Consider the following 17,055-nt stretch of genomic DNA (forward strand, 5'->3'; position numbering starts at 1 on the left):
GTGTTTCTACGCTTGATTAAAGTGACAAAGTTATGGAAAATTGTTGAAATTATAGGATAAATCAGTTACCTAGTGATAAAAAACGTATAGTGTAATTTGTTATTTAGCATCTTAACGGGTATAACTGTGGTGAAAGGCTTAAAAAATCTGTTGGGTAAATCTAATCGGGGTGTGGGTATTGAACTAGCACCGGAACGGGTGAATGTAGTTCAGCTACGTAAGCAGCGTCAGGGCTTAAAGATACAGTCCCTGGCATCAATACCAGTTCCCGATGGAGTAATGGTAGATGGTCAAATCGTGGACATTGTGACCATGGCGGATTTAATTAAACAAGCATTAGCTGAAAGTAAAATCAAAGCTTCTGCTGTGACTACTGGTATCCCAGGGAGAGATACCCTCGTGCGGGTCATACCCATACCGGCTGAGTTAGATGACCAAGAACTCAGGGATATGGTGTTAAAGCATGAAGCGGGTTTGTATTTACCTTATCCTCTGGAGGAAGCTGATATAGATTATCAAAAACTTGGGTATTTTCTAGATGAGGACGACATTGAAAAAGTACAGGTTTTGTTAGTTGCCACCCGCAAGGAGGTGACAGATACCTATCTTACTACTTTTGAACAGGCAGGACTGCAAATCAATACTTTAGAAATTAACAGTTTTGCTTTAATTCGCACAATTCGTGACCAACTGCGACTATTTGGGATGCAGGAAGCGGCAGTATTAGTTGATATCGAGTTTGATAATACAGAAATAGCCATTGTCATTAATGGAGTGCCGCAATTTTCCCGCAGTGTACCCATTGGTACTTATCAAATGCAAATGGCTATCTGTAGGGCAATGAGTTTACCAACATCACGGGATATGGAATTATTAAAAGAAATGGTAATTCCTCCCAATCCTATGGATGGTGGACAAACCGGAGTTACTACAGCTAATCCCAGCATGGCAGCTTTATTGAGGGTTTTGGGAGAACTCACAGATGAGTTACGCCGTTCTGTGGACTTTTACCTTAGCCAAGTTCAAAATCTGGAAGTGGCGCAGGTTTTCTTGGCAGGTCCAGGGGGCGGACTGCAACAACTAGATGAGTTTTTTGCCCAAAGATTAAACTTACCCACTAGCCAAATAGATCCTTTTGAATCTTTGTCTTTACAACTTGATGAGGACAAATACGGGACTATAGAACGGTCTGGGTTGGGGACAGTACTTGGTTTAGGAATGCGGGAGGTGTAAGTAAATGTATAGCTTAGATGTTAATTTTCTCAAAAATCGCCCAGAGTACCAACTAAAAGACCCCAAAAGACCAAAAACTAACCAGCCACAGGGGGACTTAACAATCATGTATGTGGCATTTGCCATTGGTTTGAGTTGTCCGGCTTTTGTGGGCGCTGGTTGGTGGTTTTTACAGTCCCAGAATACTCAATTGCAGGAAAAAATCACACAACTAGACCAAGAAAACCTGCAATTAGATACAGAAATTGGCAATATTAATAAAATACGGGAGGAAACCCAAAAAATAACCACAGAAACACAAGGTTTAGTCACGGTGTTTGACCAGATTCGCCCTTGGTCTGCTATGTTACAAGATTTACGCGATCGCATCCCCACCAGTGTACAAATTGAAAATATCCAGCAAATTGCCTCCACTGCTGAATCAGAGGGAAAACCAGCCAGCAGTAAGGCGGGAGAATTAGAAATTACGGGGTTAGCTCGTTCTTTTAGCGATGTTAATGATTTTGTCTTGAGTTTGCAACAGTCTCAATTTTTGCAATCTTCCTCCAGCATAATTACTACCGCTTCCTTAATAGAATTCCCCTTACCTCCTGGTAGTAATCAATCCCCTAATGATGAAAAAATTAAGCTGCCTAAAGTAGTTAAATATACTATTAAATCAAGAGTGAGTGATGTTCCTGCTTCTCAGTTAATCAGAGAATTAGAGAAAAAAGGCGCAGTGGGGTTAGTAGCTAGAATTCGTAGTATCCAAAAAATAGGAGCCATTAGCCAATGACGGCGAGTCAAGATTTTAATTTTGATCAACAAAGCGGGGAACTTGGTCAACCGTCTTACCCCGTGGTTTTTGGTGTCTCCCTCAACCCCAAAAACATCAGTATTGCAGTGGCAGTTTTAGGGGTGCTGGGGGCAGTATATATGACATTAAATATGGTGATGCCAGCATGGGATATTTATCAGCAGAAACGAACACAAGCTAATGATTTACAAAGTCAAGTTGACCAAAAAAAAGTCAGTATTCAACAAATTGACCAAGTAAAGGCAGAATTAGCAGCAGCAAAGCTGCAAAGCTCCCAGGTGTTAAGTTTATTTGCTAATCCAACCAGTTTAAATACCCTGTTACTGGACCTAAACCGTTTAATTGAATCTACCAATGCTCGAGTTCGTGCTAATGGAGTTAGAGCTAGATTACAGAAGTTTGTACCTGTTTCATCAGAACCAGAAATAGTGAAAGATGGCTCACTAGGGGCTACTGTTGATGGCAAATTGAAACGCAGTATTATTAATGTGGAAATTGAAGGTACTTTTGAACAAACCCAATCAATTATGCGTAATATTGAGCGGTTGCAGCCATTGTTAATAATTAAAAATTATCAAGCCAGTTTGTCTCCTCCACAACCGAATGATTCAAAAGAAGACGTGATTACCACAGGACCAGCACCCATTACTACTTCTTTTGATATGGAGGCATTAATGCCACTCACACCAGAAGAAATGGCGGCGGTGGCTGCGGCGGCGGCCGCTGAAGCTGAAAAGAAACCATAAATAGTGTTTTATTATGAGGAGTGAACTGTGAAACAAATTAATGGTAATGTTATTCTAGGTTGTGCTGCTTTGGTGTTGATAGCAAGCCAACCAGCTGCGGCACAAACTAACCAAATCACTGGAGTTAAAGTCGTTTCTGTTGACGGTGTAGTTAGGGTGATCTTACAAACTTCTTCAGGGTCGCGATCGCAAGTTTTCACCACCAAAAGAGGTAATGCCTTAAGCTCAGATATTATTAATACTCAACTGCGTTTACCCCAAGGTAATAGTTTTCGTCAAGATAACCCCACTGGGGGAATTGCCTCAGTGGAAGTGATACAACTTGATGCCAACAGTGTGCGAGTGGTGGTGACAGGTAGTGATAACACCCCGTTAAATCAACCAGTAGCCCGCAACGACAACGGAATTACTCTCAGCTATACTCCATCTTCCACAGTATCAGCACCTCCCCCAGAGCAACCCAGCCCCAGGGTCTTAGTTCCTAACCCAGAAATTAGCATTGATGGCAGACCAGCCCTACCAGCCAGCCCTAATCAACCCCTCAGTCAAGCCCCTCCCTTTTTACCCAGAGCCGTCGCCCCACCAGTGGGAGATATTTCTGTTTCCACTACAGATGTATCTCCTACCACCATTGATTTAGGCACTCAGCAAAGTTTACCCCGGTTAGTGTTGAGAGATGCACCAGTGCGCGATGTTTTGTCGTTGCTGGCTCGTGCTGCTGGGATGAATTTGGTTTATGCAGGGGGTGAAAAAGCTGCTAGTACTGAAGGCCAGCCCATCTCAGAAACAATATCCTTAGACATAGAAAATGAGCCAGTGCAAGATGTGTTTAACTACGTTTTGCGCCTCAGTGGTTTGGAAGCTAACCGCAGTGGACGCACCATTTTTGTCGCGTCTAGACTACCTAATTCCACCCGTGATGTGGTGATGCGTAGTTTGAGACTAAATCAGGTGACAGTGGGAGTTGCTCTTAATTTTTTAGTGGGCTTGGGGGCAGAAACAGCTGTTAGCCGAGAACGACAACTTACCAGTGCAATACCTATACCTGTGGGAGGTGCTTCTAATACCGCAGTCACCCAAACCCAGACAACTACAGAAACCAAAGTTGAAACTCAACGGGCTACCTTTACAGACTCAAAACCTTTACTGGGAGGTTTACAAGCGTTAGGAGACGAGCGCACTAATTCTCTGACCTTGATTGGTACACCCAAGATGGTTGAAATGGCCATAACTCAACTAACTCAGCTTGATATCCGTCGCCGTCAAGTTGCAGTTAACGTGAGGATTATTGATGTTAACCTTGCAGGTGGGCAAAACCAAAATGCCAGTTTTTCTTTTGGTGTTGGCAATAATTTCTTTGTTAGTGATGGTGGAGCAGCTAGTTTAAACTTTGGTGGTGTTAATCCTCCTACTCGTTCACAAACAGTTAATAGTTTAACCACTCCAACAGTTATCCCAAATCCTTATTCACAATTTGAGGGTTTTATTGATCCAAATAACCCAATTCCCGTCCCAGGAACCGGCGTAGGTCAAGTAGTTATTGATAATGGGCGAATTACACAAAATCAGCCCGGAGGATCTGCATTGTTTCCCAGACCGGGTAGTGGGGTTTCAACAGATCCTTTTCAAGTAGGGATCAGGAGTATTACACAAGGAACACCCACTGTGACAACTATTACTGATGTTCCTGCTACTCCTCCGACTTTTGATGCTAATGGTAATATGACCAACCCTGGTACCCCCGCCACTACACAAGTTGAAACTACTCTGGGAACCCCAGGGACAATTGCAAATTCTTTGCCATCACTTTACCAGTACCCCAAACGTCTCCTTGCTACTTTGCAAGCTCAAGTCATAAGCGGTAACGCCAAAATTTTGACTGACCCCACCTTAATTGTGCAAGAAGGTCAAGAGGCTAACTTAAAGCTGACTCAAGAGGTTGTAGGAAACATTAAAAGCGAAGTCACCCGTGGTGATGGAACTTCCATTCAAACTGTTACAGCTGAGAAAACAGATGTAGGTTTAAGTCTAGCTGTAAAAGTTGAGCGCATTGATGACAATGGTTTTGTTTCTTTATCAGTAGCACCTATTGTCAAAGCACCTCAATCTTCAGCTGTCATCAATGTTGGAGATAACAGCCAAACAATATTTTTGGTTTCAGAGCGATCGCTTAGATCCGGTGTAGTTCGCCTGCGAGATGGTCAAACCCTCATTCTTTCCGGTATCATTCAAGACCAAGACCGAACAACCGTTTCTAAACTGCCTATTTTAGGTGATCTTCCCCTCATTGGTTCCCTGTTTAGAAGAACAGAAAGAACAAATGAGCGTCGGGAAGTAATAGTTTTACTTACGCCTCAAGTTATGGATGACTCGGAAAACTCGGCTTATGGCTACAACTACACCCCCAGCCCACAAGTCCGGCAAATACTTGAGCGCCGTGGGTTAAACACTCCCAGGCGTTAACATAAGCTAAGAGGAAATCCCCAGATATCCTGGTAGAGATGTTCCATAGAACGTCTCTACATCACCAAATCAAACCAAGCCCGCATAAGCGAGTTTAATATTGTCAAGGCGGGATGTGGGCTTGATGAAATATTCCTCCCGACCGCTTTTTTATGTATTTATCACACTTTTTGTATAATCTAACTCAGATTAACTACTGAAAAAATAAAAAAAATGCTGAAATCTATATAAATTCATAGTTTCATGTATCCACTTCAGGCTACAACAATTTAGAATGATTCATTGAAAAGTCGAGCCTATGGGATGTATAGCCATTTTTTATGTGAATATTCCCAAAGGACGACTTTTAAATAAATAAGTCCCTAGGGTGTAACGGTAGAAAATCTGAAGTAAACATCAAGGAGTTTGATATGAACAAGGGTGAATTAGTTGATGCAGTGTCCGACAAGGCAAGTATCACTAAAAAACAAGTTGATGCGGTGTTAACTGCCGCTTTAGAAACCATTATCGAAGCCGTGTCTTCTGGCGATAAAGTAACGCTAGTGGGATTTGGTTCTTTTGAGTCACGGGAACGTAAAGCCCGGGAAGGTCGTAACCCCAAAACCAACGAAAAGATGGAAATTCCCGCCACTAGGGTTCCTGCCTTCTCAGCTGGTAAACTGTTTAGAGAAAAGGTTGCACCCCCAAAAGCAACAGCAGAGGCCACAGAAGCCACAGAAGCCACAGAGGACACAGAAGAGTAGATGACGTTTTAAAGGACTTGTTATTGATGCGGCAACCAGTTCACGGAGGAAATTTAGCTTGGGCGGCAGCAGTAGCTGGCTGTCCACCTGAAGCTATCCTGGATTTTTCTGCCAGCATCAGTCCACTGGGTCCACCAAATACGGTCATTGCTGCTATTCATGCGGAAATTAGTAATCTTAGGCACTATCCACCACCAGATTACAGTGAACTGAAACTTGCTCTAGGTTGCTTTCATCAACTACCGCCAGAATGGATTTTGCCTGGTAATGGTTCAGCAGAATTACTGACTTTAGCAGGTAGAGAGTTAGCAAATTTATCTACCACAATGTTAATTACTCCAGCCTTTGGCGATTATTACCGCACACTTAAGGCATACAACGCTAAAATTCTGGAGTTTCCTCTTTATTTACAAACTGGCCAGTGGGGAGTAGGGAGTGGCCTTGAAAAGTTTATTCCCTTATCCCCGGCTACCAATTGTGGACTATTGCTGAATAATCCCCACAATCCCACAGGTAAGTTATTCTCAAAAACGGAAATTTTGCCTTATTTAGAACGATATGCCTTGGTCGTGGTGGATGAAGCATTTATGGATTTTCTCCCCCCCCATGCAGAACAAAGCCTGATTGGGGAGGTAGAGAAATATCCTAATTTGGTAGTATTGCGATCGCTAACAAAATTTTACAGTCTACCAGGACTGAGATTAGGATATGCGATCGCACACCCTGACCGTCTTTCTTTGTGGCAAACATGGCGCGACCCTTGGCCAGTCAACACCCTAGCAGCCGCAGCCGCAATTGCGGCTATCCAAGACCAAGAATTTCAACACCTCACCTGGGAATGGCTAACACCAGCCAGAAACCAACTTTTCCAAAGTTTAGCTACCATTCCAGGTTTACAACCCCAACCCAGTGTTGCCAACTTCCTACTAATTAAATCACAACAGTCTGGCTTGCACCTACAGCAACAACTACTCCAACATCACCAGATTTTAATTCGTGATTGCCTCAGCTTTAAAGAATTAGGTGATGGTTTCTTCCGGGTTGCTGTCCGTTGTCAGCTTGACAATCAACGTTTATCAACAGCACTACACGCCCTCACCCTCACCCAATAACCAATGACTGTTCGCTGTTCCCTTTCTTTTCATCAATGACAATTGATTACGACTTAGTAATTATTGGTGGTAGTGTTGCTGGACGCTATGCAGCCCTAATAGGAACCCAACTTAAAGCCACTGTCGCCTTAGTGGAACCTGAAATAAATTATGGATTTGCCCAACACCAAGCCCTCAGCGAAATCACCAACACATACCATAAAATACATGACCTGACTGGTTTGGGTATATACACCGCACCATCGAACCCGTCAGAATCTTCTCAAATATCCCTGAGCGGTCCACAAGCCCACCTCTACACAGAAAGCGTCATTACCAACATCCAAGCCCAAACCTCTCCCCCCAACTTAGCAGCCCTGGGTGTAGATGTAATTTTAGGCAATGGTCAATTTCAAGCCTCACGCCATTTAGCCCTTGCAGTCAACCAACGCCTACTACGGGGGCGCACTTATTTACTAGCCAGTGGTTCCATCCCCACCATACCAGAAATCCCCGGATTACAAACCACCGGCTACCTCACTTTATCTAACCTTTGGCAAACTCTCCAGCAACCGACATTACCGCAAAATTGGCTAATTATTGGGGGTATTCCCCAAAGTATTCCAGCAGCCCAAACCCTAGCCCGCTGGGGTTGTCATGTGACTCTAGTAGTTAAATCTACATCTATCTTGCCCTACGCCGACCCAGAAACAGCCCACCTACTCCAAGCACAACTAGAAGCTGATGGTGTCCGCGTCCTCACCCAAAAACCAGTAACTCAAGTCAAACTGATAGACAATCAAAAATGGGTTCAAGCAGGAGATAAAGCCATTGCAACCGATGAAATCTTACTAGCAAGTGGACAACAACCAAACCTAGAATTTCTCAACTTAGCAGCAGTGGGGGTAAAGTGGCGGCAAAAGCGTTTATTGGTCAATGATAAATTACAAACCACCAACCCCCGTATTTATGCCTGCGGGGATGTGATAGGCGGTTATGATTTTACCAATGTTTCCTACTACGAAGCCAGAACAGCTGTCAAAAATGCTTTGTTTTTTCCCACATTAGCAGTTAATTATGGACACATTCCCTGGTCTCTGTATTCTCATCCCTGTATAGCAGAAGTAGGTTTGACAGAAGCCCAAGCCAAACGCCAATATACACCAGATAAAATTTTAATTTTGCGCCAACATTATAAATCAATAGCAGCAGCCCACCTGAAAGATGAAATTGTAGGTATATGTAAATTAATAGTTCTTCCCAACGGGGAAATATTGGGAGGGTCACTACTAGGGGGAGAAGCAGCAGAATTAATTAACTTAATTTCCTTAGCCATCTCCCAAAAAGTTCCCATTCAAGAACTAGCAAATTTACCTTGTGTTTATCCCAGCTACTCAGAAATCATCACCAACACAGCTACACAGTGGAGTCAACAGAAATTAAACACCAACACCGCTATACAAGACCTTCTGGAAGGTTTCTTTTATTTCCGCCGCAATTGGAATTTATGAACTCAAAATAGGCGAAACTCTATTGGAGCCAGTGGTAAGCTAGAGTACAGAATCTCTGACCCTTTACGCCGGTGAGTGTCAATCCTTACTTACTCCGCTCACCATTGCGCTTTAAATTCCTTTCTGTTAATGATACACTGCCAATGCCTTGTAGAATACCCCGACCAATTAAACCCAAACCCCGACCAACTATTTTTGTCAGCACAAAAACAATACCGCTACCTATGATAGATAATAAGGATTGCAACCGTGGTGCGATCGCATCTCTAAATTCTAGTATTAGTGTCACTAATAAAGGAATACCAGAAAGTTTTGCTAGTTCCTGACCACGGGGGGCGTAAATAGCAGTTTTAGCAATACCCCGCGGTGTAAACACAAATAACTCATAGCTACTTTCAAATATTGCCTTTGGTTCATTAATATACTTGTTTAAGCGATATTTCCATGACAAATCATTACGGAAACGTTCTATTTCTCGCGTAGAGATTAAGCTGCGGTCGTAATATTTCTGTTTAATTTCTTCCACATCTGCTAAAGAGTTCAGCAACGGTTGTAATACACTATTCCCCAACTGAATTAATAAATTTTCTAAAATTATTAATGCTTGGGACTGGGCTTCAGCAGTCCCAGCACTATAAGCAGTATTATCAACCTGGAAATCTGTCTGAAATACCAAATAAGCCAATAATTCCACCACTAAGGGAATTTTATTGATAATTTCCGTTTGTACCCCCCGGTAATTTGGCAGCAGTAGTTTTACAACTTCTATATTTTGGTTATCTAGCCGCACTTGATAGAATTTACCAAAAAAATCTGTAATTACCTCTTGCCATAAATCATATAGTATGGTATCCTTTAGGCTATCTAAATGATCAATTGTGACTTGAGAAACCCGTAACTCATCCAGTCTTTGAGTTAGTTTTTGCAGAATTAAATATAGTAACTCTCTTTTTTCATCTTCCCGAAAAATATCAATTTCTAAACATACATCTGTGATATTTTGTAAGGGGAATTGTAACTTAGTCACACATAATGAAAATAAGTCAGATTGTAGCGATCGGGGACTAAGTAAAGGCGCATTTATTGGTTGTGTTTGTAACTCCAATGTTGTACCGGTGGCACTTACAGCCGGCATTACAGCAGGTATTACAGGCGGTTGTGGCGCAGTAGCAGGAGACATTGAAGGTTGTTGTTCTTGTTTTCTCTCCTGGGGTGAAACTAACAACCGACCCAGCAACCAACGAGCTGCTAAAAGTTCTCGTCGGTGTCCAGCCAAAACCGCTCTGTCCATTAATGGCAGTCCAGGGATTTGTAATTGGGCTGTCACCTCAGCTAAACTAGCTTCAATATAGCCAACCCCTGACAAATACCAATTTTTCCGCACCCCAGCCAAAGGAAGCCTAGGGGATGGAGTGATGGGGATCTGGGTAGTTATATCTCCCCATGGCTGACCGGGAAACCAATAAAAACCACCTCTAGCCACTTCTTCCATAGCAGCCACTAACTGAGTAGTGGGAGTTCCTTTAGGACAGTAGCCATTCACACCAGCAGCCCGCACAGCTAACAATAATCCTGGTGTTTGCACAGAACTAAGTAAGAACAGTGGTAATTGGGGGTATTGAATTTTTAATTGTTGACAGAGTTGTAAGCCTTGTTGCTGACTGACAACCGAGCGACTGTTACCCAACTCTAAAACCACTAAATTAACAGAGTTGGGGTCTTGTTGAGCCAATGCTGCCAATTTTTGTAAACTTTGTGTATCTGTTTCCGCTTCCCCCACCACTTGAATGTCAGGTATTGCTGACAAAGCCAACCGCAGCCCTAACCGGAAGATGGGGTCTTGGTCAACTAACAATAGTTTTAGGTGTTTATTTAGGGGTTGATAACTCATAGTTTCAACAAATACATCAATACCGTTATTTCCCGATCAGAAAACAGTTCAGTCCCCGCTTATTATTACATTTTTCCCACCCTATAACATTTATCATATTTACGACACTTTGTATATAATTTTTTTGTAACTACATTTTCTCTGAGATAATCAAGTTATTCGAGGTCAACAAAATACTAGATACCAATACATAGTATTTTATCTTTGAAAAAACCCCGTACACGTTATTTATTTCCGCCTGTTCCCTGTTGCTCCCTTGAAGTGATTAAAAACTCATGGTTGTACTGGTGAATGGAGATAACCATAAAAATTAATACTATATTCAGTAATGTGTACTCCTGTCTTTTCCTCAACTTCACGGATTAACTCCGGTGGTAGTTGTATGTGAACATCCAGAAGTTGATTAGTATCAATACAGTTGACGTGACTATGGGAATCACTGATATTACCGTACAAACGCCCGTCAAAGCGTTCAATACACTCAATAATCCCCTGACTGGATAACGCATCTAAATTTTGATAAACAGAAGTGTGACCAATATCTTTACCTTGCTGACTAAGGCGATCATAAATTTCTCTGGCGGAAAGATGCTCCTTAGCTTCCCAAAGCAACTCTAGGATAAACCGACGCTGGCGACTGACCCGCATACCCAGGAGTTGACACCGATCTAGCGCATCTTCTAAAGAACGAATTGGTTTTGGTGTTGGTTTGTTGTCCATAGTTAAGTTGGTTAACTATTAGGGGTGTTCCCGTTTCAATGTTGACATTTTATCTTAAACAAACTCATTACAACTTTAGCTTAAAATTATCATAAATTTCCATCTAGAGACGGGTGTAATGTCTGCAAAAAAGTATCGTCACAGAAATACACCAAGAAATTAACCCTAAATTAACCCTGTGTAAATGTGGCATCACATCCTCAAAGCTGCTACCCTAGATACTCAACTTGCCTTGATGATCCAACAACTAGCCCCGGAATCAATGATCATTACTATCGACAACGATTGCGTTGATAATCTGGATATTTCACCTGTTCTTAAGGTGATTGATCCACTACTACAAGAAAACGCGATCGCATCTTATGAACAGCAGTTACGCTTTGATATCAAATATGAGTTAGAACCAGGCGACATCCGCGAACTTGCCGAGATACCCCAATTAAGGCAGTGGTTTTTACGTTTAGATGCCAAATACCCATGGTTACCATTTTTACTCAATTGGACATCGGGGGAATTAGTCCGTTATGCAGCCATGATTATTCCTACGGAATTTAGCCAGAAAAAAGGTATTATTTTTAATGTCGAAGCCTTAGAAATATTCCTGATGCACAAAGTGTTTATATTAAACGATTGGCTCAAGCAACAAGGCATCCCCAGTAAATATCGGTTAAAATCCATGGGGGAAATGTTCGGTTATGAATTAGAAGATCCCTTGTTCGAGAAATTATAGCAAATTTTCACCAAGGGAGGTATATCTTTAGCGGGCAAGACTTGTACTGAGCGCTTAGTAATGAGCGTAGTCAAAGTATAGTCGAGGTATGCCCGCAATAGTTATGTTTATGAAATACAGATTATTGGATTTAGCAGCACAACAGATTAGTGGATAACACTCCCTTCAATTTCACATTAAAACCATATCCGAAAAACTTTATCACTTAATTTCTTAACCTCCCCTTAACCTATCCTTAACCTATTCTTAACCTAAGCTATAAAACCCAGTCATATAAGCACATTCCAGCTATATTAGTCAGTTTAAATAGCCCAAATTCAGACTAAAAAAAATATTGAATAAGGGTAGACAAATCTAGACAATGCAGCTAGTATATTGTTGGATAGTAAAACCTATAAGGTTAACCGCAAAAAAGGTTTTATATCCTCGTACTCACCCCTTTCAATGGCGCAATAGTAGTTAAATCCTGCTTGTTAATAATGAGCGTCTTGTAACACAAGCATCCTGCTTGTTAATGATGAGCGTCTTGTAACACAAGCATCCTGCTTGTTAATAATGAGCGTCTTGTAACACAAGCATCCTGCTTGTTAATAATGAGCGTCTTGTAACACAAGCATCCTGCTTGTTAATGATGTACCTCACTAAGCAGCGAAAACCGCCATATTAAAAATCGGTTGTCAGGGTTACAGGTTCCGTACATGGGCACAAGCCCTTAAGATTAAATGCCCCATGGGTTTAATCCTTTTTCACAGGGCGCAAAATAATCAGCAATACTCTATCCGTTCAAATAATCAAGTCAAGACTAGGAGTGCAACCTACCAATGGTAACCATGAAACTTTCTCCAGCAACTACAGCAGATCAGATTCCGTCTCAAGAAGTCCTGTTTATAGACTCCCAAGTTCCCGCAGTGAGTCAACTCCTCAGCGGAGTTAAACCAGGAATAGCCGTCATCCTGATAGATAGTGGTAAAGATGGGGTAGAACAAATTACCGCAGCACTAGCCCAATATCCTGTAGTTACCACTGTTCACCTAGTCACCCACGGTGCGCCAGGTTGCTTGTATGTGGGAGACACTCAATTGAGCCTAGATACCCTGCACCGCTACAGTAGTGAACTACAACAGTGGCATATTACTAACCTGCTACTCTACGGCTGTAACGTAGCTGCAGGAGATGCAGGAGAAGAGTTGATCCAGTACCTAAGTAATATAACTGGTGCTAAAGTAGCAGCATCTAAGAGTTTAACTGGTAGTGCGGCACTAAAGGGGGATTGGAATTTAGAAGTAACCACCGGGGATATGGACTTATCCCTGGCCTTTACCAGCGATGCCCTGTCTAGTTATGGGGGATTGTTGACTCCCACCTTTGCCTGGGCACAAAAAGCGGGTGGTGGTTATATGGACTTCGGCAGAAGTATTGCAGTAGATAGTAGTGGCAACGTTTACACCATTGGAAGGTTTGGGGGTACAGCCACCTTTGGCAATACCACCCTCACAAGTGCTGGCAGTGATGACATATTTATAGCGAAACAGAATAGCGACGGCACCTTTGCCTGGGCACGAAAAGCTGGCGGTGGCGGTACCGACACCGCCATGGACATTGCAGTAGATAGTAGTGGCAACATCTACACCACAGGATATTTCCAGGGTACAGCCACCTTTGGCAATACCACCCTCACAAGTGCTGGCAATGATGACATATTTATAGCGAAACAGAATAGCGATGGCACCTTTGCCTGGGCACAAAAAATTGGGGGTAGCGGTTACGACCTCGCCAGAAGCATTGCAGTAGATGGTAGCGGCAATGTCTACACCACTGGAAGTTTAAATAGTACAGTTACCTTTGGTACTACCACTTACACGCCTGCAGGCTTTGACGCATTTATAACTAAACATAATAGCGATGGCACCCTGGTTTGGGGACAACTATCGCGCGGTACTGGTACTGAATCTGCCAATAGCATAGCTGTAGATAGTAGCGGCAACGTCTACACTACTGGGTTTTTCACTGGTGCAGCCACCTTTGGCACCACCACCTTCACTAGTTCGGGTAGTCAAGACACATTCATAGCCAAACAGAACAGCGATGGCACCTTTGCCTGGGCACGAAAAGCAGGTGGTAGTGGAGGTGACGATGCTGGCGGTGGCATAGCTGTAGATAATAGCGGCAACATTTACACCACTGGATATTTCAACGGTAACGCTACCAGCGGTGGTACAGTTACGTTTGGCACTACCACCCTCACCAGTACCAGCAATTGGGAAATATTCATAGCTAAACAGAATGGCGACGGCACATTTGCTTGGGCACAAAAAGCGGGTGGTGGTACTGGTCAAGACCAGGCCAGAAGCATAGCCATAGATGCTAGTGGAAACATTTACACTACTGGATATTTTAATGGTACAGCCACCTTTGGTACCACCACCCTCACCAGTGCGGGCCAGGGTGACATATTCATAGCTAAACAGAATAGCGATGGCACCTTTGCCTGGGCACAAAAAATGGGGGGTACTGGTTATGACGAAGGTTATGGCATAGCCCTAGGTAGTAGTGGAAACATCTACACCACTGGACTTTTGACCGGTCCAGCCACCTTCGGCAACACCACCCTCACCAGTGCGGGCGGTTATGACATCTTTATCGCTAAATTAACAGAACCAATTCTTCCCACCCTAAGTTTAACCCCCACCACGGATGCAGCAGAGCCAACCACCAACGGCCTTTTCACTCTGACATTAAGCACAGCAGCGGCAGAAAACATCACTGTCAACTACATCGTCAGTGGTACAGCCACCAACGGAACAGACTATACCACCCTACCCGGTACTATTGTCATCCCCGCAGGTCAAACCAGTGTGACAATTCCCGTCAACGTCATCGACGACACCATTTACGAACCTACTGAAACAATCACCATAGAACTACAAGCAAACCCCAGTAAATACACTCTATCCACTGGTCAACAGACTATAAACCTTACGGATAATAGTGATACCTTAACCAAAGTTGGTAGCGAATTTCGGGTTAACACTTATACTTTGTCATTTCAAAATTACCCATCAGTAACCGCCCTCGGTGATGGTGGTTTTGTGGTTACTTGGCAATCAAATCAGCAAGATGGCAATGATTATGGAATCTATGGGCAGCGCTACAATGCAGATGGTACTCCCAATGGCATCGAGTTTCGTATCAATACTTATATTACGGGCGCTCAGACTAAACCATCAATAGCTGCACTCGATAACGGTGGCTTTGTCGTCACCTGGACCTCATGGACACAATCCACCTCTAATAATGAAATCTATGGGCAGCGCTACAATGCAGATGGTACTCCCAATGGCATCGAGTTTCGTATCAATAATTACAGCACAAATAATCAAGATGAATCATCAGTAACAGCCTTAAAAGACGGTGGTTTTGTAGTCACTTGGACATCAACAGAACAAGATGGGTCTGGTTGGGGAGTTTACGCACAGCGCTATAATGCAGATGGCACAAAGAATGGCACTGAGTTTCGCGTCAACACTCACACTACCAGCAATCAGTTTCAATCATCAGTAACAGCCCTCAGCGACAGTGGCTTTGTAGTCACTTGGACATCAGATGGACAAGACAAACAGGGTGTTCTCCTCGGGGAGGGTTATGGAATCTACGGGCAGCGCTACAATGCAGATGGAACTCCCAATGGCACTGAGTTTCTGGTCAACACTCACACTAACAATGCTCAGCAGGAGCCATCTGTAACTGCGCTTACTGACGGTGCATTTATAGTAACTTGGCAATCAACAGGAGGACAAGATGGTTCTTTTACTGGAGTCTACGGGCAGATATTTAAACAGCCTCTAACTAACAAAGCTCCTACAGTAGTAACCCTCAACAATCAAGCCACAACCTTAGCAGAAAACACCAGCACCACAACCCGCGTTCAAGTAGCAGAGATTGACATTACCGACGATGGACTAGGAACAAACGCCATCACCTTAACTGGTGACGGTGCAAGTAGTTTTGAAGTAGCTGGAAATATCCTATATCTAAAAGCAGGTACAGTCCTCAACTACGAAGCCAAAGCCAGTTATAACGTCACAGTCAACGTAGACGACACTACAGTGGGGAATACACCAGACCTAACAACTAACTTCACCCTCACCGTCACTGATGTTAACGAAGCCCCTACAGCAGTAACTTACAAGGTAAACACCGCCACCACAAGTATCAACGAAGGTGACAGCGGTAGTCAACCGCTCACTTTTACAGTCACTCGTGAAAACGCAAGCGGGGAGAGTAGTGTGGGATATGTGTTTATGGGTAATACAACTTATAACAGTGACTACAACAACATACAGATAGGAGGAGTCGCAGGTGGTGTGGAAGGAGTGATTAACTTTGGCGCGGGTGAAACCAGCAAAACCATCACCCTGGATTTACTGGGAGACACAAGGGTAGAAGCACATGAAACCATTGTTCTCAAACTCCGCAGGCCATCCTTAACCAGTCCACAATCGGTCATCAGTGTTGATCAGGCCTCCATTACCGTCAGGAATGATGATGCTCCCATCAGTGGGGAAAACCCCACAGGTGATAATGGCAGTAACCTTTTGAGAGGAAATGCGAACAATAACACACTTACTGGCTTGGGAGGTAATGACCGTTTACTAGGATTTGCAGGGAATGATACATTAATTGGTGGTCTTGGTGCTGACCTGCTAGATGGTGGCGATGGTGCTGATATCTTTGTCTACCAAAACCTGACGGACTCTCTACTCAACTATACAGATAACCTGATTCAATTCGATCAACGAGAGGGCGATCGCTTCCAGTTGACCAATGGTAACCCAGACCCAGTAGGGTTATTCAACGCAGGTAGAATCAGTACTACAAGCATAGCTGAGGCGGTGAATGCTGCCTATACTGATGCAAATCAAGCCACCCCCGGCGCACAGCCGTTAGGAATTAACTCTGCTGTGTTCTTTGGTTGGAGAGGGCGACAGTATTTATCCATTAACGACGGTACAGCAGGTTTCCAATCCAATAACGATTTAGTTCTGTACGCACAGAGGTTTACCTTCGCTGCTGGTGATAACAACGCCGGTACTCTCACTGTGGGTGACTACTTTACCTCCTGATAGATTTT

At 43.3% G+C, this 17,055-nt stretch carries 11 protein-coding genes; 9 read left to right on the forward strand and 2 right to left on the reverse strand.

All coding sequences use genetic code 11. The features are described from left to right. The first annotated feature begins 126 nt into the window (after positions 1-126). From pilM to NWP17_RS04680, 7 genes are all read left to right on the forward strand, one after another. On the forward strand, positions 127-1,233 hold the full coding sequence (pilM, locus tag NWP17_RS04650; protein WP_280653744.1) for a pilus assembly protein PilM: 1,107 nt from the start codon (positions 127-129) through the stop codon (positions 1,231-1,233). A gap of 4 nt (positions 1,234-1,237) precedes the next feature. Further along, positions 1,238-2,008 carry a PilN domain-containing protein gene (locus tag NWP17_RS04655; protein WP_280653745.1) on the forward strand — a complete coding sequence of 257 codons (771 nt, stop codon included), beginning with the start codon at positions 1,238-1,240 and terminating at the stop codon, positions 2,006-2,008. Beyond that, on the forward strand, positions 2,005-2,775 hold the full coding sequence (locus NWP17_RS04660) for a pilus assembly protein PilO (RefSeq protein WP_280653746.1): 771 nt from the start codon (positions 2,005-2,007) through the stop codon (positions 2,773-2,775). The genes NWP17_RS04655 and NWP17_RS04660 overlap by 4 nt, the downstream gene beginning before the upstream one ends. A 27-nt stretch (positions 2,776-2,802) precedes the next feature. After that, positions 2,803-5,238: a type IV pilus secretin family protein gene (locus tag NWP17_RS04665; RefSeq protein WP_280653747.1), complete on the forward strand. Its 2,436-nt coding sequence runs from the start codon at positions 2,803-2,805 to the stop codon at positions 5,236-5,238. A 410-nt stretch (positions 5,239-5,648) separates the two neighbouring features. Next, positions 5,649-5,981 (forward strand): HU family DNA-binding protein, encoded by a 333-nt coding sequence (locus NWP17_RS04670; RefSeq protein ID WP_280653748.1) that lies wholly within the window; start codon positions 5,649-5,651, stop codon positions 5,979-5,981. A 26-nt stretch (positions 5,982-6,007) separates the two neighbouring features. Further along, positions 6,008-7,093 (forward strand): threonine-phosphate decarboxylase CobD, encoded by a 1,086-nt coding sequence (cobD, locus tag NWP17_RS04675; protein ID WP_280653749.1) that lies wholly within the window; start codon positions 6,008-6,010, stop codon positions 7,091-7,093. A gap of 35 nt (positions 7,094-7,128) precedes the next feature. Beyond that, positions 7,129-8,583, forward strand: a complete 1,455-nt coding sequence (locus NWP17_RS04680) for a dihydrolipoyl dehydrogenase family protein (protein ID WP_280653750.1) — start codon at positions 7,129-7,131, stop codon at positions 8,581-8,583. An 85-nt stretch (positions 8,584-8,668) separates the two neighbouring features. Here the strand turns inward: NWP17_RS04680 and NWP17_RS04685 are convergent, their stop codons facing one another. After that, positions 8,669-10,474: a DUF3685 domain-containing protein gene (locus tag NWP17_RS04685; RefSeq protein ID WP_280653751.1), complete on the reverse strand. Its 1,806-nt coding sequence runs from the start codon at positions 10,472-10,474 to the stop codon at positions 8,669-8,671. Positions 10,475-10,747: 273 nt separating this feature from the next. Continuing rightward, positions 10,748-11,194 carry a Fur family transcriptional regulator gene (locus NWP17_RS04690; RefSeq protein ID WP_280653752.1) on the reverse strand — a complete coding sequence of 149 codons (447 nt, stop codon included), beginning with the start codon at positions 11,192-11,194 and terminating at the stop codon, positions 10,748-10,750. A gap of 262 nt (positions 11,195-11,456) precedes the next feature. On the opposite strand from NWP17_RS04690, the gene NWP17_RS04695 reads away from it, so the two are divergent. Continuing rightward, on the forward strand, positions 11,457-11,924 hold the full coding sequence (locus NWP17_RS04695) for a CRR6 family NdhI maturation factor (RefSeq protein WP_425332643.1): 468 nt from the start codon (positions 11,457-11,459) through the stop codon (positions 11,922-11,924). 821 nt (positions 11,925-12,745) lie between these two features. Further along, the gene (locus tag NWP17_RS04700) at positions 12,746-17,047 is read left to right on the forward strand and encodes a DUF4347 domain-containing protein (protein WP_280653753.1); all 4,302 of its coding nucleotides are present in this window, start codon (positions 12,746-12,748) and stop codon (positions 17,045-17,047) included. Positions 17,048-17,055: the final 8 nt, after the last annotated feature.

Origin of the sequence: Chrysosporum bergii ANA360D (assembly GCF_029891735.1) — a bacterium.
Taxonomy (GTDB): domain Bacteria; phylum Cyanobacteriota; class Cyanobacteriia; order Cyanobacteriales; family Nostocaceae; genus Umezakia; species Umezakia bergii.